The organism is Microbacterium timonense (assembly GCF_900292075.1).
Taxonomy (GTDB): domain Bacteria; phylum Actinomycetota; class Actinomycetes; order Actinomycetales; family Microbacteriaceae; genus Microbacterium; species Microbacterium timonense.
Genome location: NZ_OLMV01000009.1, coordinates 47,397 through 71,889 on the forward strand (window position 1 = coordinate 47,397; position 24,493 = coordinate 71,889).

At 70.9% G+C, this 24,493-nt stretch carries 22 protein-coding genes; 16 read left to right on the forward strand and 6 right to left on the reverse strand.

Translation table 11 applies throughout. From position 1 onward, the window contains the following. Window positions 1-50 precede the first annotated feature (50 nt). Both C9992_RS17500 and C9992_RS17505 read right to left on the reverse strand, forming a co-directional pair. Window positions 51-752 (reverse strand): GntR family transcriptional regulator, encoded by a 702-nt coding sequence (locus C9992_RS17500; RefSeq protein ID WP_106816931.1) that lies wholly within the window; start codon window positions 750-752, stop codon window positions 51-53. Beyond that, a complete protein-coding gene (locus C9992_RS17505; RefSeq protein WP_106816982.1) occupies window positions 749-2,332 on the reverse strand; it encodes a fumarylacetoacetate hydrolase family protein in 1,584 nt (527 codons plus the stop codon). The genes C9992_RS17500 and C9992_RS17505 overlap by 4 nt, the downstream gene beginning before the upstream one ends. A gap of 145 nt (window positions 2,333-2,477) precedes the next feature. On the opposite strand from C9992_RS17505, the gene C9992_RS17510 reads away from it, so the two are divergent. Further along, complete coding sequence (locus C9992_RS17510; RefSeq protein WP_106816932.1) at window positions 2,478-3,860, forward strand: MFS transporter; 1,383 nt, start codon at window positions 2,478-2,480, stop codon at window positions 3,858-3,860. A 165-nt stretch (window positions 3,861-4,025) separates the two neighbouring features. On the opposite strand, the gene C9992_RS17515 is transcribed toward C9992_RS17510, so the two are convergent. Beyond that, complete coding sequence (locus tag C9992_RS17515; RefSeq protein WP_106816933.1) at window positions 4,026-4,643, reverse strand: TetR/AcrR family transcriptional regulator; 618 nt, start codon at window positions 4,641-4,643, stop codon at window positions 4,026-4,028. A 134-nt stretch (window positions 4,644-4,777) separates the two neighbouring features. Here C9992_RS17515 and C9992_RS17520 point away from each other — a divergent pair, with 134 nt between their 5' ends. The 10 genes from C9992_RS17520 to C9992_RS17565 all read left to right on the forward strand — a co-directional run bounded on the left by C9992_RS17520 (window position 4,778) and on the right by C9992_RS17565 (window position 13,937). Next, window positions 4,778-5,515, forward strand: a complete 738-nt coding sequence (locus tag C9992_RS17520) for an enoyl-CoA hydratase/isomerase family protein (RefSeq protein ID WP_106816934.1) — start codon at window positions 4,778-4,780, stop codon at window positions 5,513-5,515. Between the two features lie 116 nt (window positions 5,516-5,631). Next, entirely contained in the window at window positions 5,632-6,444 is an 813-nt protein-coding gene (locus C9992_RS17525; RefSeq protein ID WP_235008323.1) for a 3-hydroxyacyl-CoA dehydrogenase family protein, read from the forward strand. Then, window positions 6,441-8,609, forward strand: a complete 2,169-nt coding sequence (paaZ, locus tag C9992_RS17530; RefSeq protein WP_235008315.1) for a phenylacetic acid degradation bifunctional protein PaaZ — start codon at window positions 6,441-6,443, stop codon at window positions 8,607-8,609. Before C9992_RS17525 ends, paaZ begins: the two co-directional genes overlap by 4 nt. Next, entirely contained in the window at window positions 8,606-9,037 is a 432-nt protein-coding gene (paaI, locus tag C9992_RS17535; RefSeq protein ID WP_235008316.1) for a hydroxyphenylacetyl-CoA thioesterase PaaI, read from the forward strand. Before paaZ ends, paaI begins: the two co-directional genes overlap by 4 nt. A gap of 94 nt (window positions 9,038-9,131) precedes the next feature. Continuing rightward, window positions 9,132-10,217 (forward strand): 1,2-phenylacetyl-CoA epoxidase subunit PaaA, encoded by a 1,086-nt coding sequence (gene paaA / locus C9992_RS17540; protein ID WP_235008317.1) that lies wholly within the window; start codon window positions 9,132-9,134, stop codon window positions 10,215-10,217. Then, the gene (gene paaB, locus C9992_RS17545; protein ID WP_106816937.1) at window positions 10,214-10,519 is read left to right on the forward strand and encodes a 1,2-phenylacetyl-CoA epoxidase subunit PaaB; all 306 of its coding nucleotides are present in this window, start codon (window positions 10,214-10,216) and stop codon (window positions 10,517-10,519) included. The genes paaA and paaB overlap by 4 nt, the downstream gene beginning before the upstream one ends. A 161-nt stretch (window positions 10,520-10,680) precedes the next feature. After that, the gene (gene paaC / locus C9992_RS17550; RefSeq protein ID WP_106816938.1) at window positions 10,681-11,463 is read left to right on the forward strand and encodes a 1,2-phenylacetyl-CoA epoxidase subunit PaaC; all 783 of its coding nucleotides are present in this window, start codon (window positions 10,681-10,683) and stop codon (window positions 11,461-11,463) included. After that, the gene (gene paaD, locus C9992_RS17555; protein WP_106816939.1) at window positions 11,457-11,951 is read left to right on the forward strand and encodes a 1,2-phenylacetyl-CoA epoxidase subunit PaaD; all 495 of its coding nucleotides are present in this window, start codon (window positions 11,457-11,459) and stop codon (window positions 11,949-11,951) included. Before paaC ends, paaD begins: the two co-directional genes overlap by 7 nt. Next, window positions 11,951-13,165 (forward strand): 1,2-phenylacetyl-CoA epoxidase subunit PaaE, encoded by a 1,215-nt coding sequence (gene paaE, locus C9992_RS17560; protein WP_106816940.1) that lies wholly within the window; start codon window positions 11,951-11,953, stop codon window positions 13,163-13,165. The genes paaD and paaE overlap by 1 nt, the downstream gene beginning before the upstream one ends. A gap of 10 nt (window positions 13,166-13,175) precedes the next feature. Continuing rightward, a complete protein-coding gene (locus tag C9992_RS17565) occupies window positions 13,176-13,937 on the forward strand; it encodes an enoyl-CoA hydratase/isomerase family protein (protein WP_106816941.1) in 762 nt (253 codons plus the stop codon). A gap of 136 nt (window positions 13,938-14,073) precedes the next feature. Here C9992_RS17565 and C9992_RS17570 read toward each other — a convergent pair whose 3' ends face one another. Beyond that, complete coding sequence (locus C9992_RS17570) at window positions 14,074-15,741, reverse strand: thiamine pyrophosphate-binding protein (RefSeq protein WP_106816942.1); 1,668 nt, start codon at window positions 15,739-15,741, stop codon at window positions 14,074-14,076. Window positions 15,742-15,882: 141 nt separating this feature from the next. On the opposite strand from C9992_RS17570, the gene C9992_RS17575 reads away from it, so the two are divergent. After that, complete coding sequence (locus C9992_RS17575; RefSeq protein ID WP_106816943.1) at window positions 15,883-16,191, forward strand: hypothetical protein; 309 nt, start codon at window positions 15,883-15,885, stop codon at window positions 16,189-16,191. A 438-nt stretch (window positions 16,192-16,629) separates the two neighbouring features. On the opposite strand, the gene C9992_RS17580 is transcribed toward C9992_RS17575, so the two are convergent. Next, a complete protein-coding gene (locus tag C9992_RS17580; protein ID WP_106816944.1) occupies window positions 16,630-17,352 on the reverse strand; it encodes an IclR family transcriptional regulator in 723 nt (240 codons plus the stop codon). Between the two features lie 144 nt (window positions 17,353-17,496). Between C9992_RS17580 and C9992_RS17585 the strand changes: the two genes are divergently transcribed. From C9992_RS17585 to C9992_RS17600, 4 genes are all read left to right on the forward strand, one after another. After that, on the forward strand, window positions 17,497-19,413 hold the full coding sequence (locus C9992_RS17585; protein ID WP_106816945.1) for an FAD-binding monooxygenase: 1,917 nt from the start codon (window positions 17,497-17,499) through the stop codon (window positions 19,411-19,413). 169 nt (window positions 19,414-19,582) lie between these two features. Next, the gene (locus tag C9992_RS17590) at window positions 19,583-21,052 is read left to right on the forward strand and encodes an NAD-dependent succinate-semialdehyde dehydrogenase (RefSeq protein ID WP_106816984.1); all 1,470 of its coding nucleotides are present in this window, start codon (window positions 19,583-19,585) and stop codon (window positions 21,050-21,052) included. A 93-nt stretch (window positions 21,053-21,145) separates the two neighbouring features. Then, window positions 21,146-21,727 carry a DUF6790 family protein gene (locus C9992_RS17595; protein ID WP_106816946.1) on the forward strand — a complete coding sequence of 194 codons (582 nt, stop codon included), beginning with the start codon at window positions 21,146-21,148 and terminating at the stop codon, window positions 21,725-21,727. Window positions 21,728-21,820: 93 nt separating this feature from the next. Continuing rightward, the gene (locus tag C9992_RS17600; protein ID WP_235008318.1) at window positions 21,821-22,969 is read left to right on the forward strand and encodes a winged helix DNA-binding domain-containing protein; all 1,149 of its coding nucleotides are present in this window, start codon (window positions 21,821-21,823) and stop codon (window positions 22,967-22,969) included. An 82-nt stretch (window positions 22,970-23,051) separates the two neighbouring features. Here C9992_RS17600 and C9992_RS17605 read toward each other — a convergent pair whose 3' ends face one another. Then, window positions 23,052-24,488: an XRE family transcriptional regulator gene (locus tag C9992_RS17605; RefSeq protein WP_106816947.1), complete on the reverse strand. Its 1,437-nt coding sequence runs from the start codon at window positions 24,486-24,488 to the stop codon at window positions 23,052-23,054. Window positions 24,489-24,493: the final 5 nt, after the last annotated feature.

Here is a 24,493-nt window from a genome sequence, read left to right on the forward strand (position 1 = left end):
TTCGGAGGGTTCGGAGGGGTGCGGGATGCCGGCGGTCGCGGCATGCCGGATCAGAACGCGGGCAGACCCAGGGCCTCGTCGGGATGCTCGTGGATCATGTAGGCGTCGAGTGTCGCGGCCCGGTGACGGCGGGCCGCTTTCTCGATCTCACCCAGCGGCGCCCCCGTCTCGATGAGCTGCACGATGTTCTCGTGCTCGCGCACCGATTCCTGTGCACGGCCGGGGACGAAGCTGAAGGTCGAGTCGCGCAGGTGGCCGAGACGGCCCCACTCCGCGTTCACGAGCTCCAGCATGCGCGGGTTGGCGCACTTGGAGTAGAGGGTCGAGTGGAACTCGTGGTTGAGGGCGGTGAACGCCCGGGGATCGAAGTGCTCGAGCGTCTCGATCATGAGCTCGTTGACGCGGCGGGCGGCACGCAGGTCGTCAGCGGTGAGCCGGCGCGCCGCGAGGGCCGTCGCGGTGCCCTCGAGGATCGACAGGGCCTGCATGCTGTGGCGATACTGCGAGTCGTCGACCATCGACACCCGCGCGCCGACGTTGCGCTCGAACGTCACGAGCCCCTCGGCCTCGAGCTGCCGGATCGCCTCGCGCACCGGCACGACGCTCATGTCGAGGTCGCCGGCGATGCTGCCCAGCACCAGCCGGTAGCCGGGGGTGAAGTCCTGGCTCGCAATGCGCTCCTTGATCCAATGGTAGGCGCGCTGCGACTTGCTCTGGCTGGGAGCGTCCACTCCGGTGTCCAGCTCGGTCATCGCTTCCCGCCCTTCTCGGCATCGAACCGCGCGCGCCACTGCGCGTTCATGGGGAACAGCCCGTCGACCGGATGCCCCTCCGCGACGCGCTGGGCGATCCAGGCATCCTCGTCCTCCTGCGCGAGCGCCGCGTCGACGACCTCCTCGGCGATCGCCGGGGGCAGCACGATGACGCCGTCGGTGTCGGCGACGATGATGTCTCCCGGCTGCACCGTCGTTCCGCCGCACGCGATCGTGACGTCGACATCCCACGGCACGTGCTTGCGGCCGAGCACGGCGGGATGCGCGCCCGCGGAGTACACCGGGATGCCGACGGCGGCGACGGCTGCGGCATCCCGCACCCCTCCGTCGGTGACGATGCCTGCGGCGCCGCGGGCGTGCGCGCGGAGAGCGAGGATGTCGCCGAGCGTTCCCGACCCGCTCTCACCGCGCGCCTCGATGACGATGACCTCGCCCTCGCCGACGGCATCGAACGCCCGCTTCTGCGCGTTGTAGCCACCGCCGTGGGAGGCGAACAGGTCTTCGCGGTTGGGGACGAACCGGAGGGTGCGCGCCGTGCCCACGAACTTCGTGTCGGGATGCAGCGGCCGGACGCCGTCGATCGTGACGTTGTTCAGACCGCGCTTACGCAGCTGCTGGGACAGACCGGCGACGGGCGCGGCCTCGAGCTTCGCGCGCAGCTCGGTGCTGAGTGGGTCCCCGGGCGTTCCTGTCCACTCAGGGACCGCGGAGCGAGAGGACGCGTCGGCCGCAGACTCGGCGCGTGTCGTGTCGGTCGCTTCGCTCCCTCGCTCAACGGCCGATGCCACCTCTGTGGGCAGCCCAGCGGCCTCGCGGGAGCCCCACGCCTCGGTGCGCTGCAGGTCGTCGACCGCAGGCAGGGCGCCGAGGTCGGGGTCGAAGGGTGCCTGCCCCTCGACGACCGTGGTCACCAGACGCCCCGACGACGGCCCCTCGGGGACGTCGACCTCGACCTCGACCACGTCTCCCGGGACGGCGACCGATGATCCGGCCGGCGTGCCGGTGAGGATCACGTCGCCGGGCTCCAGCGTGAAGTGCTGCGACAGGTCGGCGACGAGCTGGGGGAGGGGGAAGATCATCCCCGCCGAGGTGTCCTCCTGCACGAGGGTGCCGTTGAGCCAGGTGCGCACGCGCAGCGCGTCGGGGTGGACGGTGCGGGCATCGATGAGCGAGGGGCCGAGCGGCGTGTATCCGTCTCCGCCCTTGGAGCGCACGTTCGAACCTTTGTCGGCCGCGCGCAGGTCGTACAGTCCGAAGTCGTTGCCCGCGGTCACCCACGCGACGTGGTCCCACGCTTCGGCCAGTGGCACGCGCCGGGCGGCCGCCCCGATCACGAGGGCGATCTCGCCCTCGAAGGCCAGGAGCTCGGTGCCCGCGGGGCGCTCGATCCTGCCACCGGATGCCGCGACCGAGCTCGACGGCTTGAAGAAGTACGACGGATGCTGCGGCCGCCGCCCGCGCTGATCCGCCCGCGACGCGTAGCTGAGGTGGATCGCGATGATCTTGCCGGGTCGGGTGGGAAGGGCGGCGAAACGGGCGTCGGCAGACGACTCCGACATCGCCTCGGAGGCGACGGTCGTCTCATCCATGCGAGCTCCTTCACTCTTGCGTCGTATTCGAAATCGTATATCATCGGTCGAGCGAGCGGCAACCACGAGTGGGAACTGGCCGCGACGACGACGTCAGCCCGACACAGGAGTCACCATGAGCACCTCACAGCCCCCGCAGGGCTTCACCCCCACCGGGACCATCGCGGCATCCGCCGACCGCCGCCGCGTGGTCTTCGCGACGGTCGTCGGCACCACCGTCGAGTGGTACGACTTCTTCATCTACGCCACGGCGGTCGGGCTCGTGTTCGGCCAGCTCTTCTTCGCGCCGCTGGGCGCCAACAGTGCGCTCGTCGCCTTCGCCACCGTCGGCGTGAGCTTCCTCTTCCGGCCGCTGGGCGCGTTCCTCGCCGGCCACTTCGGAGACAAGTACGGACGAAAGCTCGTGCTCATGTGGACGCTGATCCTCATGGGTGCGGCGACCGCCCTCATCGGCGTGCTGCCCACGTACGAGGCGATCGGCATCGCCGCGCCGATCCTGCTCGTCCTGCTGCGCATCCTGCAGGGCATCTCGGCCGGCGGCGAGTGGGGCGGCGCGGTCCTCATGGCGGTCGAGCACGCGCCGAAGAAGCGCCGCGGCGCGTTCGGCGCCTCGCCGCAGATCGGCGTGCCGCTGGGCCTGCTGCTCGCCTCGGGCGTGATGGCCCTCATGGCGATGATCGCTCCGGGCGACGCCTTCGTCGCCTGGGGGTGGCGGATCCCGTTCCTGCTGAGCGTCGTCCTCATCGTCGTCGGCTACTACGTCCGTCGTCGCGTGGAGGAGAGCCCCGTGTTCGCCGAGCTCGCCGAGCGCAAGGAGAAGGCGCGGATGCCGATCGTGCAGCTGTTCCGCAAGCACCTGCTGCTGGTGATCATCGCCGCGCTGGTGTTCGCCGGAAACAACGCCGTGGGCTACATGACGACCGGCGGCTACATCCAGGGCTACGCCACGAACCCCGACGGGCCGCTGGTCCTCGACCGCGGTCCCGTGCTGTGGGCGGTCGCCGCCTCCGCCGTGACGTGGCTGCTGTCGACGCTCGCCGCCGGGTTCGTATCGGACCGCATCGGCCGCCGCACCACGTACATCATCGGGTGGATCCTGCAGCTGGTCGGTGTGTTCACGCTCTTCCCGCTGGTGAACACCGGCAACATCTGGCTCCTGTTCCTGGGCCTCGCGATCCTCACGATCGGTCTCGGCTTCACATACGGACCGCAGGCGGCGCTGTACTCGGAGCTCTTCCCGGCCTCGATCCGCTTCTCCGGCGTGTCGATCTCGTACGCGATCGGCGCGATCCTGGGCGGTGCGTTCGCGCCGACCATCGCGACGGCGCTGGTCCAGGCCACCGGCACGACGATGTCGGTGACCTGGTACCTCGCCGGCATGACGGTGATCGGACTCCTTGCGACCCTGCTGCTGCGCGACCGCTCCGGCATCCCGCTCGGTCCGGAGCACGAGGCCGAGCAGGAGGTCAGCCCGATCTACGGCGTCGCCCGCGCCTGAATCCCGGCGACCGGATGCCGCGACCCGCGCCCTCGACGGCGCGGGTCGCGGCATCCGTCGTCACATCACGCCGTGTCCCACCTTGCGGCGATCGTGTCCCAGAAGTTGCCGCAAGAGCACCGCGAATTGCGCGAAAGTGGGACACGGACGGCAGAAGGTCGAGGGTCAGCGTGTGCGCATGCCGTCGAGCGCCACCGCGACGACGTCGTGCGCGAGCCGTTCGCGGTCGACAGGACCACCCGGCCGGTACCACTCGACGATCGAGTTGACCATGCCGAATATCAGGCGCGTGGCGACGGCGTCGTCGACGTCGGCACGCACCTGGCCCGCCTGCTGGGCCTGCGCGACGAGCCCCGCGACGCGGTGGTCGAACGCGCGGCGGCGCTCGAGTGCGGCCCGCTCCACCGCGCTGTTGCCGCGCACGCGCAGCAGCAGCGTGACATACGGCAGCTTGTCCACGAGCACGCGCACGGCGCCGCGCAGCACGGCGCCGAGGCGCTCGACCTCTGAACCGCGCACGGCCTCGGGCTCGTCGAGCACCCCCTCCAAACCGTCGAGCGCCTCGTCGAGCGCCAGCGCGAGCAGCTGCTCCTTGGAATCGAAGTGGTGGTACAGGGCCGACTTGGTCAGTCCCAGCCGTGCAGCGAGGTCCGACACCGACGTGGCGTCGTAGCCCTGCTCGTTGAAGAGCGCCACGGCGATCTCGAGCACCTGGCCGCGGTCGTAACCCGGCCGCCCGCGCCGCGCGGTCTGCGCGGGTTCCGTGCTCGGTGCGGGCGACATGCGCCCAGTCTTGCACCCGCAGCCGTGGCATCCGTCATCCCGTTCCGCCCGAGCCGTGCGCACGGAAGGCCATTACTGAACGATCGGTTAGGTATTATGGGGGCGACCGCGAGGGAGCGGACGGAAGGATGCCGATGCCGCAGTCGCTGCTCATCCAGCGCCGGGGAGACCGGGTCGTGGCGACGCTGTCGCGGCCGGAGGTCCGCAACGCCATCGACCAGGAGACCATCGACCGGCTGCACGAGCTCTGCGACGAGCTGGAGCACGACCCCCGCACGCTCATCCTGATCGGCGCGGACGGCGTCTTCGCATCGGGCGCCGACATCGCGCAGCTGCGCGAGCGGCGGGCCGCCGACGCGCGCCGCGGCATCAACACCCGGGCGTTCCAGCGCGTGCACCGGCTGCCGATGCCGGTGATCGCGGCGATCGACGGGTCTGCGCTGGGCGGCGGTGCGGAACTGGCATACGCGGCCGACATCCGCATCGGCACGCCGCGACTGCGGATCGGCAACCCCGAGACCGGCCTCGGCATCATCGCCGCGGCCGGCGCGACGTGGCGGCTGCCAGAGATCGTGGGCGAGGCGCGGGCGGCTGAGATGCTGCTGACGGGGCGGATCCTGGATGCCGAGACCGCCCTCGCGTGGGGATTGGTGTCGTCGCTCTACGAGCCCGATGACCTCCTGGCTGCCGCCCACGCCCTCGCGGATCGCATCGCAGGAAACGACCCGCTCGCCACGCGCCACACCAAGACCGCCCTGCACGCGCCGCGCGCCGCCCACCCTGAGCTGGAGCTGGAGCTGCAGGCGCAGCTGTTCGAAAGTCCCGAGAAGCACAAGCGCATGACGGCGTTCCTGGAGAGGAAGCGGCGATGAGCGCCGACGCGCGCCGAGAAGGCGTGGAGCCCCGGTCGTCGAGCGAGCGACGCGAGACGAAGCGTCCCGAATCCGCCGGAGTCCCCACGCGGGTGGCGGTGATCGGCGGCGGACGCATGGGCGCGGGCATCGCTCACGCGTTCGCGCTCGCCGGCGCGCACGTGATCGTCGTGGAGCGTGACGCCGACGCGGCGGCCGCGGCGTCCGTTCGCGTCCTCGACGCCGTGCGCCGCAGCGTCGAGCGGGGCACGACCACCCGGACGGTGGACGAGGTCGCCGCGGTGCTCGAGGCGACGGCGGACACCGCCGGCCTCGCCGGCTGCGAGCTCGTGATCGAGGCGGTGCCCGAGGAGCGCGCGCTCAAGGTCGACGCGCTGGCCCGCGCCGAGCGGGCGACGGATGCCGGCACGGTGCTCGCGACCAACACCTCGTCCATCTCCATCGCCGACCTCGCCGCGGCACTGGAGCGCCCGGGCCGGTTCCTCGGGATGCACTTCTTCAACCCGGTGCCCGCGTCGCAGCTCGTCGAGATCGTGGCGGGACCGGCGACCGAGACGGCGCTCGTCGACCGGGCGAGGGGATGGATCGAGGCCCTCGACAAGACCCCGATCGTCGTGCGCGACACCCCCGGCTTCGCGTCGAGCCGGCTGGGCGTCGCACTGGGGCTGGAGGCCATCCGCATGCTCGAGGACGGCGTCGCGTCGGCCGCCGACATCGATGCGGCGATGGAGCTGGGCTACCGGCATCCGGTCGGGCCGCTGCGCACGACGGATCTCGTGGGTCTCGACGTGCGGCTGGGCATCGCCGAAGAGCTCCAGGCGAAGCTGGGCGACCGCTTCGCACCGCCCGAGCTGCTGCGCCGGCTCGTCGCGGAGGGACATCTGGGCCGCAAGAGCGGCCGCGGCTTCTATGAATGGAGTGGACAGTGACGACCGAGCGTGAAGGCATCGCGATCCTTCCCAGCTACCTCCGCGACCAGTGGTGGGTCCCGGGCGCGGCGGCGGGGCCGGGCGGAGCCGACCCATCCCCGGGGGCCGATCCCGTCGCCGTCCGCGACGCGTCGACGGGCGAGACGGTCACGTGGCTGAGCACCCGGGGCATCGACCTCGAAGGCGTGCTCGACCATGCGCGCACGGTGGGACAGCGCAGCCTGGGGGAGCTGACCTTCCACCAGCGTGCAGTGCTCCTCAAGCAGTTCGCCCTGGCGCTGACCGAACGCAAGCACGAGCTCTACGACCTCTCCGCGCGGGCGGGCGCCACGCAGCGCGACTCGCTGAGCGACGTCGACGGCGGCATCGGCGTCCTGTTCACCTACTCTTCGAAGGGCCGCCGCGAGCTTCCCAACGGGCAGGTGTATCTGGACGGTCCGGTGGAGCCGCTGTCGAAGGACGGCTCGTTCCTGGGACGCCACGTGTACACGCGCCTGCCCGGCGTCGCCGTGCAGATCAACGCCTTCAACTTCCCGATGTGGGGTGCGCTCGAGAAGTTCGCGCCGGCGTTCCTGGCGGGCGTGCCCACCGTCGTCAAGCCCGCCTCGCCGTCCGCGTACGTCGCTGAAGCGTGGGTGCGGATCCTCGTCGAGACGGGCCTGCTCCCCGCGGGGTCCCTGCAGCTGGTCAGCGGCGCGGTGCCCGGCCTGTTCGACCACCTGGGCCTCGGCGACCTGGTGGCGTTCACCGGCAGCGCCGCGACGGCCGAGCGGCTTCGCGCCCAGGCGGCGCCCGGTGTGCGGTTCACGACCGAGACGGATTCGATCAACGCGTCCGTGCTCGGGCCCGACGCGGTGCCCGGCACCCCGGAATTCGATGCCTACGTGAAGCAGCTGATGGTCGAGCTGACGACGAAGGCCGGGCAGAAGTGCACCGCGATCCGCCGGGCCATCGTGCCCGAGGCCGCCGTGGAGCCCCTCGTCGAGGCGCTGCGCACCAAGATCGCCGAGCGGGTGGTGATCGGCGACCCGCGCGCCGAGACGGTGACGATGGGTCCGCTCGTCTCCCTCGCCCAACGCGAGGAGGTGCTGCAGGCCGTCGGCCGGCTGCAGGCGGCCGGTGGCCGGGTGCTCGTGGGCACGACGGATGCCCCGGACATCACGCGCGCCGACGGCTCGACCGGTCCGGCCCCCGACGGCGCGTTCGTGTCGCCGATCGTGCTGGGCTTCGACGGTGCGGCCGACGCGCTGCCCGACGCCGTCCACGACGTAGAGGCGTTCGGCCCGGTGGCGAGCATCCTGGCGTATCGCAGCGTGGACGAGGCAGCGGACCTGGTCGGCCGGGGAGGCGGTTCGCTGGTCACGAGCGTCGCGACAGCCGACCCCGCCGTCGCCGCGACGCTCCTCGCGCGCACCGCCGCCTACAACGGGCGACTGCTCTTCCTCGACCGCGACGATGCCCGCACATCGACCGGCCATGGTGCCCCGGTCCCGCACCTCGTGCACGGCGGGCCGGGGCGCGCCGGCGGCGGGGAGGAGCTCGGCGGCATCCGGGCGGTGCTGCACCACATGCAGCGCACCGCTGTGCAGGGATCGCCGGCGATGCTCACCGCGTTGACGGGGGTGTGGCACCAGGGCGCGGCATCGCGGTCCGACCGGCATCCGTTCCGCAAGTCGCTGGCCGAGCTCGAGATCGGCGACCAGATCGCGTCTCCGTCCCGGCTGGTCACCCTCGACGACATCGAGACGTTCGCCCGGTTCACCGGCGACCTGTTCTACGCCCACATGGACGAGGACGCTGCCGCCGCCAACCCCTTCTTCCCGGGCCGCGTCGCGCACGGCTACCTGCTGGTGTCGTGGGCGGCCGGGCTGTTCGTCGACCCCGACCCGGGCCCCGTGCTCGCCAACTACGGCCTCGAGAATCTGCGCTTCGTCACGCCGGTCTCGCCCGGCGACGAGATCCGCGTCGTGCTCACGGCGAAGCAGATCACCCCGCGCGAGACGGACGAGTATGGCGAAGTGCGGTGGGACGCCGTCATCCTCAACCAGCGCGACGAGATCGTGGCGACCTATGACGTGCTCACCCTGGTCGCGAAGACGGTGGAGGAGGCGGATGCCACGGCCGCGGCCACCGCACCGCCGGTCTCGGCGGAGGTCGGAGCGTGATCGATCCCGCCGCGCACTTCGCCGGGCAGCGCGGCATGCTGCAGCGAGACCGGGCATCCGCGGCCCTGGGCATGGTGGTCGAGCGAGACGAGCCCGGTGAGGCGATCGTGTCGATGCGCGTGCGCGACGACATGACGAACGGCTTTGCGATCACGCACGGCGGCATGGTCTTCGCGCTCGCCGACACGGCGTTCGCCATGGCCTGCAACGAAGACGACGGCGTCACCGTCGCTGCGGGCGCCGACATCTCGTTCCTGAAGGCGACGAGGGCCGGGCAGACGCTCACCGCTCACGCGCGTCGACGCGTCGTCTCGGGCCGCGGCGGGCTGTACGACGTCACCGTGACCGACGAGACGGGCGAGATCGTCGCCGAGTTCCGCGGACGATCCTTCGCCACGCGCCGGCCGCACCCTGACGGCTCGGTGTGAGGCCGTGGTGGCGCCTCCACTGCCGTACTACACTTTTACTGAACGAACGGTCTGTAATCCTATGACCGGCTCGGCAACCGGAACGGAGTCGACGATGACGACCGAGGCGCTGATCGGAGAGGCGGCGATCGATGAGGCCGCGGGGCAGGCGGCGTTCGACGCGATCATCGCGGCCGATTCGCGTGTCGAGCCGCGGGACTGGATGCCGGCGGCCTACCGCAGGACGCTCATCCGCCAGATCTCGCAGCACGCGCACTCCGAGATCATCGGGATGCAGCCCGAGGGCAACTGGATCACGCGGGCGCCGAGCCTCAAGCGCAAGGCGATCCTCATGGCCAAGGTGCAGGACGAGGCGGGTCACGGGCTGTATCTGTATTCGGCCGCCCAGACGCTCGGCATCACGCGCGACGAGATGACCGAGCAGCTCATCGAAGGTCGCGCGAAGTACTCGTCGATCTTCAACTACCCGACCCCCACGTGGGCCGACATGGGGGCGATCGGCTGGCTCGTCGACGGCGCTGCGATCTGCAACCAGGTGCCGCTGTGCCGTGCCTCCTACGGCCCCTACGGCCGGGCGATGGTGCGCATCTGCAAGGAGGAGTCCTTCCATCAGCGGCAGGGGTTCGAGATCCTGCTGACCCTCATGCAGGGCACGCCGGCGCAACGGGAGATGGCGCAGGATGCCGTGAACCGCTGGTACTGGCCCTCCCTCATGATGTTCGGGCCGCCCGACGAAGCCTCGCCCAACTCCGCGCAATCGATGGCGTGGAAGATCAAGCGCTTCTCGAACGACGAGCTGCGCCAGCGCTTCATCGGCATGCTGGTGCCGCAGGCCGAGGTCCTGGGCGTGACGCTGCCCGACCCCGAACTGCGCTGGGACGAGGACGCACAGCGCTGGCACACCAGCGAGATCGACTGGACCGAGTTCCACGAGGTGCTGGCCGGGCGCGGTCCGATGAACGCGGAGCGCATCCGCCATCGCCGGGTCGCCCACGAGGAGGGCGCCTGGGTGCGCGAGGCGGCCGCCGAGTACGCCCGCAAGCAGCAGCTCGCCGCCCGGTCGTCGAGCGAGCAAGAGACCCGGTCGTCAAGTGAGCGGCGGTCGTTGAGCGAGCGACGGTCGTTGAGCGAGCGAAGCGAGACGAAACGCCCCGAACCACAGACGGAGGCTCGATCATGACCACCCCCGGTGCCTCTCCCCGCGAGTCGTGGCCGCTGTGGGAGGTGTTCGTGCGCGCGGGGCGAGGTCTCAGCCACGTGCACGCCGGCTCGCTGCACGCTCCCGACGCCGAGCTGGCGCTGCGCAACGCGCGCGACCTGTACACGCGCCGGGGCGAGGGCACCTCCATCTGGGTCGTGCCGGCCGAGGCGATCACCACGAGCGACCCCGACGCGAAGGGCGCGTTCTTCGAGAGCCCCGCGGGCAAGAACTACCGTCACGCCACGTACTACACCGCGTCCGAGGGGGTGCCGCACCTGTGACCGCATCCTCTTCATCGGGTCGCCGCGTTTCGTCTCGCTCCGCTCGCTCAACGACCGATGCTCACTCAACGACCGATGCTCGCTCAACGACCGATGCTCGCTCAACGACCGATGCTCGCTCAACGACCGCGGACCCGCACGGCGACGTCACGGTCGAGCAGGTGACGCTCTCGGCGGAACTTGCCGGTGCCGAGGGGAACGCCGCAACGGCCGACGTCGCCGAGTACGCACTGTGGCTCGGCGATGACGCGCTGATCCTGTCCCAGCAGCTCGGCGCCTGGATCGCCCGTGCGCCCGAGCTCGAGGAGGACGTCGCGCTCGCCAACATCGCCCTCGACCTGCTGGGGCACGCCCGGTCGTTCCTGCGCTACGCCGGCACGTACGACGGCCGCGCCGAGGACGATCTGGCGTACTGGCGTGACGAGGCCGACTTCCGGTGCGTGTGGCTGGTCCAGCAGCCCAACGGGGACTTCGCGCAGACGATCGCACGCCAGCTCGCGGCATCCGTCTTCCAGTTCGAGCTGTACACCGCACTGCAGGAGTCGTCCGACCCGACACTTGAGGCGATCGCCGCGAAGGCCGTCAAAGAGGTCGAGTACCACCGCGATCACGCCGTGCAGTGGACGCTCCGGCTCGCCGGCGGCACCGACGAGTCCCGGCGGCGCATGGTGCGCGCGGTCGGCGACGTGTGGCCTTATGTGGACGAGCTGTTCCGCGACGAGCCTCTCATCGATCGCCTGGGCGACACCGCCGTGCGGCCCTCCACGCTGCGGGCGGGTTTCGACGCCGTCATGGCCGCGGTGTTCGCCGAAGCCGCGATCGAGGTTCCCGAGGGGGCGACGTCGTCGGGCGGCGGACGCCACGGTTCGCATTTCCCCTCGCTCGGGTATCTGCTCGCCGAGATGCAGGTGCTCGCCCGGCAGCACCCGGGGGCGACATGGTGACCGGACACGCGATCGCCGAGGAGGCGTGGGAGGCGGCGGCAGCGGTCGCCGACCCCGAGGTGCCGGTGCTCACGATCGAGGATCTCGGCGTTCTGCGCGAGGTGACGGTCGAGGACGACCACGTCACCGTGACCATCACCCCGACGTACTCCGGGTGCCCGGCGATGGACGCGATCCGCGATGACATCGTGCTGGCCCTCACCGCGGCGGGTTTCCACGAGGTCGAGGTGCGCCTGGCGCTGGCTCCGGCCTGGACGACCGACTGGATGACCGATGCCGGCAAGCGCAAGCTCGTCGACTACGGCATCGCGCCTCCGACCGGGCGTGCGGCCCACGGGGGTCCCATCCGCCTGCAGCTGTCGGTCCGGTGCCCGCGGTGCGGATCGCTCAACACCCGCGAGCTGGCGCGCTTCGGGTCCACGTCGTGCAAAGCGCTCTACGAATGCCGGGCGTGCCTGGAGCCCTTCGACCACTTCAAGGTGCACTGATGGCGCGCGACGCCATTCGACATGCGCCAGGGCCGGGGGATGCGCAGCGCGAGCGGGTCGCCGAGGCGCTGCTCACGTCGGCCGTCGGCGGTCCTCGCGAGCGCAAGCACCGTGCCCGCTTCCACACTCTGCGGGTGGCCGCGGTGCGACCGCTCACCGACGCCTCCATCGAGGTCACCTTCGCACTCCCCGAAGAGCTGCGCGACGAGTTCGACTACCTCGCCGGGCAGCACGTGGCGCTGCGCGCGACGCTCGACGGTCACGAGGTGCGGCGGTCCTACTCGCTCTGCCGCGCCGCCGACTCCGGTGGCGGCGGCGACGGTCCGCGCACGATCAGCGTCGCGATCAAGCGCGACGCGGGTGGGCGGTTCTCGACGTGGGCGCAGACCGAGCTGCACGTGGGCGACGAGATCGACGTGATGAGCCCGCAGGGCACCTTCACGTCCAAGCTCGCCGACCTCGACGGCGCGCATGTCGCCGGCATCGCCGCCGGCTCGGGCATCACACCGCTGATGGCGCTCGCCGCCACCGTGCTCGCCCGCTCGGACACCTCGCGGTTCACCTTGGTCTACACCAACCGGTCGAGCCTGGACGTGATGTTCCTGGACGAGCTGTCGGACCTCAAGGACCGCTATCCGACCCGACTCGCGCTGCATCACGTGCTCTCTCGTGAGCAGCGCACGGCTCCGCTGCTGTCGGGGCGGATCGACGAATCTCGGCTGCGACGGATCCTCGACGAGCTCGTGCTGCCCGACACCGTGGACGAGTGGTTCCTGTGCGGTCCCTACGAGCTGGTCCAGCTCTGCCGCGACGCCCTCGCCGACCGGGGCGTCGATCCGGCGCACGTGCGCTACGAGCTGTTCACGACCGGCGAGGGCGAGCGCGCCGAGCCCGCCGCGGGTCGGCCCGTGGTGCTCGGGGCTGACGAGCCGGTGCGCCGCATCGAGTTCAGCCTCGACGGGCAGTCGCAGTCGGTCGACAGCCCCGTCTCGGCGAACGAGACGATCCTGAACGCCGCCCTCCGGGTACGACCCGACGTCCCGTTCGCGTGCGCGGGCGGCGTGTGCGGCACGTGCCGCGCGCACCTGCGGGAGGGGTCGGTGACGATGACCGAGAACTACGCACTGGAGCCCGACGAGCTGGAGCGCGGATACATCCTGACCTGCCAGTCGCATCCCACCACCGACACCGTCGTCGTCGACTACGACGTCTGAGAGGAACGCCATGATCGAACTTGCCGTCGACGGCGACGTGGCCGAGGTCGTGCTCAACGCGCCGCAGAAGCTCAACGCGCTGTCGCTGCGCGACCTGGGGGAGATGGACGCCGCCTACCGCACCGCCGAAGAGGCCGGGGTGCGTGCGCTCGTGCTGCGGAGCGAGGGTCGCGCGTTCTGCGCCGGCCGCGACATCGCCGGTGTCGACCCGGTGACCGACGATGTGCCCGGATACCTCGCCGGCGTGGAGACCCTTATGCGCCGCATCGCCGCCTTTCCCGCGCCGACGTTCGCCGCGGTGCACGGCGCGTGCCTCGGCGTGGGCCTGGGCCTCGCCATCGCCACGGACGTCGTCTATGTCGCCGACGACGCGAAGATCGGCTCGCCGTTCGCGAGCCTCGGGGCGATGCTCGACTCCGGCGGTCATGCCCTGCTCTACGAGCGGCTCGGCGCGCACCGCGCGCTCGACCTCATCTACACCGGCGAGCTCATGTCCGGTGCCGAGGCCGTCGCCGCTGGACTCTTCAGCCGCGCCATGCCCGTCGAGGAGGTGTTCGACTTCACCCAGCAGCGTGCCGCGGTCGCGGCATCCGGTCCCACCGCTGCGTTCGTCGCATCCAAGCGCCTCATCGCGCGCCTGCGGGGCGAGCGACTCTGGGATGCCGTGGCCGAAGAGTCCCGCGCGCAGGAGGCGCTGCGCACCACCGCCGACTACCGCGAAGGGTTCGCCGCCTTCCAGCAGAAGCGCAAGCCCGACTTCACGGGGGAGTGAGCCGGGAAGCTCGCCCGGGCAAGGCGACGCCGCGTCAAAGCGCCGGGACGACACGCCGCTGCAGGCCCCCGCGGCGGACCGATTCGGGCGATCCAGCCCGCCGCTTTCACACCCGGTGCCCGCACCCACCCGCCGGTCAGGAGTTCACGCGGATGATCTCCTGCTGATAGGGAGCGACGACGCCGCCCGAGATGCGGCAGTCCAGCACGAGGAACCGGCGGGATGCCTCCGGCTCGCGTCGCCACGTCGCCAGCCGGTCCAGGTCATCGAGACCGCGCACCACGACCCCCTCCGCGCCGACACCCGCGGCGAGCGCGGCGAAGTCGACCTCCGGAATCAGCATCGGCTCCTTCGCGAGACCCTTGAGCCCGTACAGGTTGACCTCGGCACCGTACGCGGCGTCGTTCCACACCACCGCCAGGCCCCGTCCGGCAGCGACGCGGACCGCCGTCTCGAGATCGGCGAGGGCCATGAGCCCACCGCCGTCGCCGGTGGTGAGCACGACCGTGGCCGAGGGCTTGGCGAGCGCGGCACCCGCGACCGAGGGCCAGCCGAGCCCGATGGACTGGAACGCCGTGCCGACCATCGACATGCGATCCGGCGAGGCGACAGGCCAGTACATGTTGGCCCAGCCGATGAAGTGCCCGCCGTCGGATACGACGACGCGGTCCTCGGGCAGCAGCTCGGCGATCCGCGTCGCCACCGTTCGGGGGTCGAGGCGACCGTCCGGCGCGACCCCGTCGCCGGGGTCGTAGGAACGCAGCGGCACCAGATCGACGCTCTCGCGCCAGCCGCTGGGGGCGGCGCCGCGGGAACGCAGCCCTGCGGCGACGGCCTCCGCGACGACCGCGGCATCGCCGCGGACGAACCCGCCGACGTGGGGATGCGTGGCCGCCGGCGTCACGTCGATCTGGAAGACCTTGGTGCCGGGCGCGAAGAGGTCGCCGAAGCGCATCGTGAACTGGTTGAGGGAGGCGCCGAAGACGACCGCGACATCGGCCTCGCGTACCAGGGCCATCGCCCCGTCAGCCCCGAACCCTCCTGTCACCCCGAGGTCGTACTCGGCACGGGGGAACACCCCACGTCCGAGGGCCGTGGATGCCGTCACCGCTCCGGTGAGGTCGGCGAGCTCGCCGAGCGCCGGCCCCGCCTGCGAGATCCACGCCCCGCGACCGGCGAGGAGGAACGGCCGCTGCGCCGAAGCCAGGGCGTCGACGAGGCCGTCGACGGCGCCCTGCGCGAACGCACCGGCCGGCTGCAGCGGTCCGGGAAGGCGCGGCTCCGGCGCCGCGGGCACCGGTCCGGCATCCCGCGCCGCGACGTCGTACGGGATCGCCAGCACCGTGGGCACCCGATATGTGAGGGCATGCTCGATGGCGATGACCGTCGTGGCCGCGGCATCCGCCCGCCCGACCGTGTACGTGCGGGCACCGACGGCTGAGGCGAGGGCGATCTGGTCCACGTCCCACGGGCGCGGACCCGAGGTCGGCTCGTCGCCGACCACGAGCACGAGTGGCACATGGGCCTGGACGGCCTCTGCGAGGGCCGTGAGGGTATTGGTGAAGCCGGCGCCGTAGGTCGCCGTCGCTGCGGCGAGTCGCCCCGACGCCCGGTGATAGGCGTCGGCGGCGACAACCCCGCCTGCCTCGTGGCGCACCGCGGTGAAGTGCACGTCGGTCGAGCGCTCCAGCGCGTCGAGGAAGTAGGCGTTGCCGTTGCCCATGACACCGAACACGTGGTCGATGTGGCGGGCGAGGGTCAGGGCGACGTGGGCCGAGACGGTCGTCGGGGTGGGGGCGGGCATGGCGGAGCCTTTCGAGACGGAACGGATCGTGAGTGCCGTATGTGTCTCGCGCGTGCGCGCTGCGTGCCCATTTTTCGAGCACCGGCGGGCGACGGTGCCGCCGGACGAGTCGAGTATAGGACTTCCGGCAGGATGGGAGTCATGAAGACGACTCAGCTGCGCCGGTACACGCTCGTCGAGGGGGAGTACGACGCGTTCGTCGCGTGGTTCCAGCAGTGGATGCCGCGCGTGCGGCCGGCCGCCGGCTTCACGATCGAGTTCGCCTACGGCATCCGCGAGACGAACGAGTTCGTGTGGGCCGTGAGCGCCGAGGGCGACGAAGAGGCGTTCCTGGCGCTCGAGCAGGAGTACCTCGCCTCGGACGCCCGCGCCGAGGCCTTCGCCGGCGTGCCGCAGCGGATCGTCGAGTACAACATCCGCCTCGTCACGGAGTACCCGACCACCGCCTGACGCCGCCCGCCGTGGCGCCGCCGACCGTGCACAAACTCCTCTAGATCGCCCGGGTTGCCGCCGGAGACCGCGCGTCGGCGCCGCCTGACGCCGCCCGCCATGGCGCTAGCGACCGTGCACGAACTCCTCTAGATCGCCCGGGTTGCCGCCGGAGACCGCGCGTCGGCGCCGCTGGACGGGCGGGTTTGAGGAGTTTCGGGCCGGCTGGGGCGGGGCAAGCGACGGATGTCCCGACGAGCCGAGCACCCGGTGCTCGCGGCTCGTTGATGACGGGTGGTCGGCGACGGGCGGTGCGCGAACTCCTCAAAACTGCCCGGACTCCGGCCTGAGCCGGTGCTCCAGCGCCGCAGGACGGGCGAGTTTGAGGAGTTCGGGTCGGCAGCGCACGGGCCCGACGACCGAGGTGTCCGGGCCGGCAGGCGCGCGCCGGGCGTCGGCTCAGCCGCCCAGCGCCTCACGGATCGAGGCGGCCGACCGGGTCAGACGGGCTGCGATCTGCTCGTCGGAGTGGGCGCTGGCGACGAACACGACGGCGATCGCCGCGGGGCCCCGCCCGCGCACCGACAGCGGCACCGCGACCGCCCGCAGGCTGGGGATGACCTCGTCGTGGCTGGTCGCAAAGCCGCGGGTCGCGGCGTCCGCGACCTCGCGTTCGAGTTCCTCAGGCACCGCGCCCGGCCACGAACCACGTGGCAGCAGGGAGAGGATCGCCTTGCCCGGGGCTCCGCGGGTGACCGGATGCCGCGTCCCCGGGCGCTGCGCGACGGGGTTCACGGCGTGGCGCGGCTCGACGCTGGAGAGTGTCACGCACTCGTCGTGGTCCAGCACGGCCAGGAAGCAGGTCGCACCGAGGTCTCCGGCAACCGCCGTCAGCTCGGGCAGCGCCTCGGCCTGCAGGTCGTGTGCGACGCCCGCAGCCAGCGCAGCCATGCGGGGGCCGAGCTCCACGAGGCCCGCGGGATCCCGCTCGACGACGCCGTGGTCCTCGAGTGTGCGCAGCAGCCGGTAGGCCACCGAGCGGTGCACCTCCAGGCGCCGGGCGATCTCGTCGATCGAGAGCCGGCTGCGGGCGTCGGCCAGCACCTCGAGGATCCGGATGCCGCGGCTCAGTGTCTGTGACGCGGGCGCGGTGTCGCGCGCCGGGGCGGGCGCGGGGGTCATGGGGCCTCGCAGTCTTGCCGGTGGTTCGGCCGTCGTATACGATCTGTTCAATAGTAGAACGGTGTGTTCGAATATAGAACACCGCCACCTACGCGACAAGCACCAGGCCACAAGCCCTCGACACCGTCGTCCGAGGAGGACACGATGCAGTTCCACCATCACGGCTATGTCTCCGGCGACCCGCGCGTGCAGGACCCGGCCGGTACGGGCATCGACCGCCCGGCCGAGCTCCCCGACGAGATGGACGTGCTGATCGTCGGCTCCGGCCCGGCGGGCATGCTGCTGGCCGCCCAGATGTCACAGTTCCCCGGGGTCACCACCCGCCTGATCGAGCGCCGCGACGGCCGCCTCGTCCTCGGCCAGGCCGACGGCATCCAGCCTCGCAGTGTCGAGACGTTCCAGGCCTTCGGCTTCGCCGAGCGGATCATCGCCGAGGCGTACAACATCGCCTACATGAACTTCTGGGGCCCCGACCCCGAGAACCCCCGCAACATCATCCGCACCGCGCGGACTGAGGACTACGCCTACAAGATCAGCGAGTTCCCGCACCTCATCGTGAACCAGGCGCGCGTGCTGGACTACTTCGCCGAGGCCGCCGCGCTCGGACCCGGCCGCATCGCGCCCGACTACGGCATCGAGTTCCTCGGCCTCACGGTGCAGGAGGAGGGGGAGTACCCCGTCGAGGTGCGGGTGCGGCACACGGACGGCGAACGGGCGGGTCAGGAGCGCACCGTCCGGGCGAAGTACGTCGTCGGCTGCGACGGCGCCCGCAGCGGCGTCCGCGGGGCGATCGGTCGCAAGCACGTCGGGCGGTTCGCCGCGCACGCGTGGGGCGTCATGGACGTGCTGGTCAACACCGACTTCCCGGACTGGCGCACCAAATGCGCCATCAACTCGGTCGCGGGCAACATCCTCCACATCCCGCGAGAGGGCGGCTACCTCAGCCGCATGTACATCGATCTGGGCGAAGTCGCGCAGGACGACGAGCACCGTGTGCGTCAGACTCCGATCGAGGAGATCATCCGCAAGGCGAACGAGATCCTCCACCCGTACGCCATCGACGTGAAGCAGGTGGCCTGGCACAGCGTCTACGAGGTCGGCCACCGCGTCACCGACAAGTTCGACGACGTGGACGTCGATCAGGGGCACGACCCGCGGGTGTTCCTCGCCGGTGACGCGTGCCACACGCACAGCGCCAAGGCCGGGCAGGGCATGAACGTGTCCATGCAGGACGGCTTCAACCTCGGCTGGAAGCTCGGGTACGTGTTGACGGGCCTGAGCCCGGCGTCGCTGCTGTCGACCTACTCCGCCGAGCGGCAGCCGGTCGCGCAGCAGCTGATCGACTTCGACCGCGAGTGGTCGGCGCTCATGGCGCGCAAGCCCGAGGAGATCTCGGACCCGCAGGACCTCGCCACCTACTACCTCGCGACGGCCGAGTTCCCGTCGGGATTCATGACGCAGTACGGGCCGTCGATGATCGTGACGGATGCCGCGCACCAGGCGCTCGCCGAGGGCTTCCCGCTGGGCAAGCGGTTCAAGTCGGTGGAGGTCGTGCGGGTCTGCGACGGCAACCCGATCCATCTGGGCCACCACGCGAAGGCCGACGGGCGATGGCGGATCTATGCCTTCGCCGACGCGCCGGCGGCGGGGGAGGCATCGGCACTCTCGGAATGGGCGCAGTTCATGTCGTCGCCGCAGTCGCCGCTGAGCCGGTTCACGCCCGAGGGCGCCGACGTCGACGCCGTCTTCGACGTCAAGGTGATCTACCAGCAGCGTCACGACGAGGTCGACATCTCGCGTGTTCCCGAGGTGTTCCTCCCCAAGACCGGACCGCTCGGCCTGACCGACTGGGAGAAGGTGTACGCCGCCGCGCCGAGCGCCTGGACGCGCGACGACATCTTCGAGGAGCGCGGGTTGTCTCGTGACGGCGTCGTGGTCGTGGTGCGGCCGGACCAGTACGTCGCGGCGGTGCTGCCGCTGCAGGCGACCGACGAGCTGGCGGCGTTCTTCGCCGGCGCGTTCGTCGAGCAGCGCGCAGCCGTGAGTCCCGCGCTCACCTGAGGAACAGAGTCCTCGCTCCGCGGGGGCGAACCAGACCCTCCACCTGTACATCGCGTATATCGGCCGCTCTCGGCGGCGACGGGCAGAATTGGCCCGGTAGACATCCACAGAACGGATGCCGCAGCGCGCGGCCTCCGGAACCGACAAGGGAGTCCTCGTGACCACGACGATCACCGAAACCCGTGAGTCCGAACTGCTCGCGTCCGTGCCCGACGGGCTGTTCATCGGCGGCCGCTGGCGCGCGGCCACCGGTGACAAGACACTCAAGGTCTACGACCCCTCCAACGGCGAGGTCGTCAAGGAGATCGCGAACGCTTCTCCCGAGGACGGGAAGGCGGCGCTGGATGCCGCCGTCGACGCGTTCCCGGCCTGGGCGGCGACGCCCGCGCGCGAGCGCGCCGAGCTGCTTCGGCGTGCGTTCGATCTGCTGCAGGAGCGCAAGGAGGAGTTCGCGCTGCTCATGACGATCGAGATGGGCAAGCCGCTGGCCGAGGCGCGCGGTGAAGTCGTGTACGGCGGCGAGTTCCTGCGCTGGTTCAGCGAGGAGACGGTGCGGGTGCAGGGCCGATATGGAGCGAACCCCGAGGGCACCGGCCGCATGATCGTGTCGCAGCATCCCGTCGGCCCGTGCTTCCTGATCACCCCGTGGAACTTCCCCCTCGCGATGGCCACCCGCAAGATCGCGCCCGCGCTCGCCGCGGGGTGCACCGTGGTCATCAAGCCGGCCGAGCTCACCCCGCTCACGACCCTCTACTTCGCCAAGCTGCTCGAGGACGCGTGGCTGCCTGCGGGCGTCGTCAACGTCTTCACGACCTCGACCTCGGGTGCCGTGTCCGAGCCGATCATCCGCGACCCCCGGCTGCGCAAGCTGTCGTTCACCGGGTCGACGCAGGTCGGGCAGAAGCTGCTCGAGCAGGCGGCGCAGGGGGTGCTGCGCACCTCGATGGAGCTGGGCGGAAACGCGCCGTTCGTCGTCTTCGACGACGCCGACCTCGACAAGGCGGTCGACGGGGCGATGCTCGCGAAGTTCCGCAACATCGGGCAGGCGTGCACGGCGGCGAATCGCTTCATCGTGCAGCGATCCGTGGCCGACGAGTTCGCCCGCCGCGTCACCGAGCGCGTGAAGGGCTTCAAGGTCGGTCGCGGCACGGAGGAAGGGGTCACGATCGGCCCGCTGATCGACGACCGCGCCGTCGCGAAGGCGTCGCAACTGGTCGAGGATGCCGTCTCCCGCGGCGCCCAGGTGGCCACCGGCGGCAACGCGATCGACGGCGCCGGCACGTTCTACGAGCCGACCGTGGTGACCGATGTGCAGCCCGGATCCGACATCCTGCGCGAGGAGATCTTCGGGCCGGTGCTGGCGATCATCCCGTTCGACACCGAGGACGACGCCGTGCGCATCGCCAACGACACCGAGTACGGACTCGTCTCGTACGTGTTCACCGAGAACCTCGCCCGTGGCCAGCGCATGATCGAGCGACTGGAGACCGGCATGATGGGCCTGAACGTCGGCGTCGTCTCCAACGCCGCCGCGCCGTTCGGGGGCTGGAAGATGTCGGGCCTGGGCCGTGAAGGCGGTGCCGAGGGCATCCACGAGTACCTCCAGACGAAGTACACGCTGACACCCAACCCGTTCTGACCGGCGAAGCCTCCCTCCGGCACGAGCCCTGCGCCGATACAGTGCGAACGCGGTGGAGTGCGGCCGCGCTGTCGCATCGTCGGGAGGATGTCCATGGAGACCGTCATCGCGAACGTCATCACGCTCGTGCTGTCCAACTTCACCGTCACGCTGTTCGTGCTCGGTCTGCTGACCGCCGGGATCGGGATGCTGCGCCTTCGGGCGCGGCGCGGCCGACTGACCGCGGCGGACGTGTGGGCGAAGCTGCTCGACCACTTCCTGCTGCTGTCGGTCGGGGTGAGCTACCTCTACAACTTCGTGATGCACAGCGTGTTCGGCGACTTCACGGCGAAGGTGATCGGCTGGGACCAGAGTCCGTTCCAGCTGGAGGTGGCCTTCGCCAGTCTCGGCTTCGCGGCTGTCGGCTTCCTCGCCTTCCCCGCCGGTCGCCCGTGGCTGGTGAAGCTCGCCGCGCTTCTCGGGCCGGCGCTCTTCCTGTGGGGCGCGGCGGCGGGGCACATTTACCAGATCGTCACGACCGGAAATCAGGCGGAGGGCAACGCGGGCAGCATCCTGTACACCGACATCCTGCTGCCCGTGATCGGCTTCGTCTTCCTCTGGGGCTTCGTCCTCACGTCTCGGCGTGAGGCCGAAGGCTCGGACCGGGAAGCGGTCCCGGACGTCGTGGAGGCGTGAGCGCGCGGCATCCCGTCCACATCTGCGCGACCAGAAGTGCTGTCGCTCGCATCGCGGACGCTTCGCGTCCGCGGAGTGCGCCATGATGGCGGCATGGTCCCCACACCGACGCCGGACGCCGTGTCGCCCCGATCATCCGGGCGGGACATGCGGCAGGAGCGTCTCCGCTCGCATCGCCTGAGCACGCCGGCGGCCAGCGTCGCCGAGGCGGCGCGGCACATGCTCGCCACGCAGGCGCAGGAGTTCTGGGGCGGGCGCTGGGCCGTCGCCGCCCGCACACGGGGCGTCACGACCGTCCGCGACGTGGACGCCGCCTTCGACCGCGGCGAGATCGTGCGCTCGTGGACCATGCGCGGCACCATCCACCTCATTCCCGCCGAAGACCTCGCCTGGGTCCTCTCGATCACGGGAGAGCGTCAGCGTCGGCAGGCAGCCGCCGTGCATCGGGCCGAGGGCATCGACGCGGATGAGGTCGATCGGGCAGAGGCCGCCGTCCGCGCCGCCCTTGCCGGCGGCAACCGTCTCACCCGCAAGGAGCTGTTCGAGGTGCTCGAGCGCGCCGGCGTGTCGACGGCGAAGCAGCGCGGCTACCACCTGCTCGTGGCGCTGTCGCTTCGCGCGGTCGTGTGCCAAGGTCCGGTCGTGCCGCGCGAGGGCGGTCCGACGCGGGAGCAGTACATCGTGCTGGCGGAGGAGTGGATCCGCGACGCCGTCACGCCCGCCGACCCGCTCGCCGAGCTCTTCACGGGGTACATCCGCTCGCACGGCCCCGCGGGTGCGCGGGACTTCGCCTGGTGGACCGGTCTGCCGTTGGGCGTCTCGCGCGCCGCGGCGGAAAGGGCCGCCGCGTCGAGCAGCGACGGAGCTGGTGTGGCGGCACCCGTCGTCCTCGTCGACGACGACCCGGAGCCGACCTACATCGCCGCCGGGCCGCGGCCGCGCGCTCTGCCGTCGGCGCCCGCCGTCGTCGCGCTGCCGCCCTTCGAGGAGTACTACCTCTCGTACGTCGACCGCACGGTGCCGTGCGCGCCGGAGTTCCTGTCGGCGATCGGTCCGAGCATGAACGGGATCGTGCGGCCCATCCTCGTCGCCCGTGGCGAGATCGTGGGGGTCTGGACCCACTCGGTCGCCGTCGGGCGTCACGCCGACGACCCGATTCCCGAGCTGTTCGCCCCGGGAACCGCGACGGATGCCGAGATCGTGGCCGCCCTCGACCGCTACCGCCGGTTCATCACGGCGTAGGGCCTCCCGCTCGGGCACGAGGGGAGCGGCCTCAGGCTGTGGGTCGATCCAGACCCTGTGGGTCGATCCAGACCCGCACCCGTCAGGCGTGGCGGTCGAGGAAGTCGTAGACCTCGTTGTCATCGACACCGGGGAAGGCGCCGCGGGGGAGTGGTGAGAACATCTGCATGTGCACGCGGGCGCTCGGCCATGCCTTGCCTGCCCAGCGTGCTGCGACGTCCGAAGCCGCCCGCCGGCAGCACGACTCGTCGGGACAGGTCGACGTCGCCCGCTTCTGCGTCTCGCGTCCCCGGAACCAGCGCGCGTCGTCGAACGGCACACCGACGGTGATCGAGAACTCGCCCGCCGAGGTCGTCCCGGTCTGCGTCGAGCACCAGTACGTTCCCGCGGGTGTGTCGGTGTACTGGTAGTGCTCGGTGGTGCGGTTCTGCTCCGAGAAGGCCGCGCGTGCCGAGAACTTGCGGCACGCGATCTGCCCGTCCACCGCCCCGGTCACGTCCATGGGGAGCGGCAGGTCGTCGTTCTCGTACACGCGCGAGATGGCGCCGGAGCCGTCGACGCGCAGGAAGTGCAGCTTGATCCCGAGGTGGTGGGTCGCCAGGTTCGTCAGTCGCATGCCGGCTGCTTCGTGGGTCACGCCGAAGGCATCGCGGAAATCCTCGACGGCGAGGTTGCGGTCCTTCTTGGCCTGCTGCAGGAATGCCACCGAGGCCGTTTCGGGCATGAGACAGCACGCGGCGTAGTAGTTGATCTCGAGGCGCTGCTGCAAGAAGTCGGCGTAGTCGGTCGGCGGCTTGTGCCCGAGCAGTCGATGCGCCATCGCCTGCAGCGCCATCGACCGCAGGCCGTGGCCGCCGGGAATGGATGCCGGGGGCAGATAGATGCGACCGTGCTCGAGGTCCGTCACCGAGCGCGTGGAGTGCGGCAGGTCGTTGACGTAGATGAGCTCGAAGCCGAGCTTCTCGGCCATGATGCTGACGGTGCGGTGAGTCAGGGCGCCCGACGCGTGGCCCGCAGCCTTCAGCTGCTTCTCGGCGAGCTTCTCGATGTCGGGAAGGTAGTTGTCGCGCTCCCGCATCTTCAGCCGCAGCTCGGTGTTGGCGCGCCGAGCCTCTTCGGGGGTGGCGATGGCCTCGCGTTCGCGGCGCTGCAGCTCGCGATGCAGGCCCAGGATCGACTCCAGTGTCTCGTCGCTCATGCCCTTCGAGACTTTGACGGGCGGCACACCGAGCTGGCGGAAGACCGAGCTCGACTGTGCGCGCTCGAGCTCGATCTCCAGCGCCGCACGCCGGTTCGGCGGCTCGGACGAGAGCAGATCGGCCACCTCGACCCCGGTCGCCGAGGCGATCGCCTGAAGCAGCGACAGCTTCGGTTCGCGCTTGCCGTTCTCGATGAGGCTCAGCTGGCTTCCCGCGACTCCGACGAGCGCGCCCAGCTCGTCCAGCGTGTAGCCGTGCGCCAGTCGCTGGTGGCGGATGCGATGGCCGAGGGTCGACAGCTCGAGCGAGGTGGGTGGCATTCCTT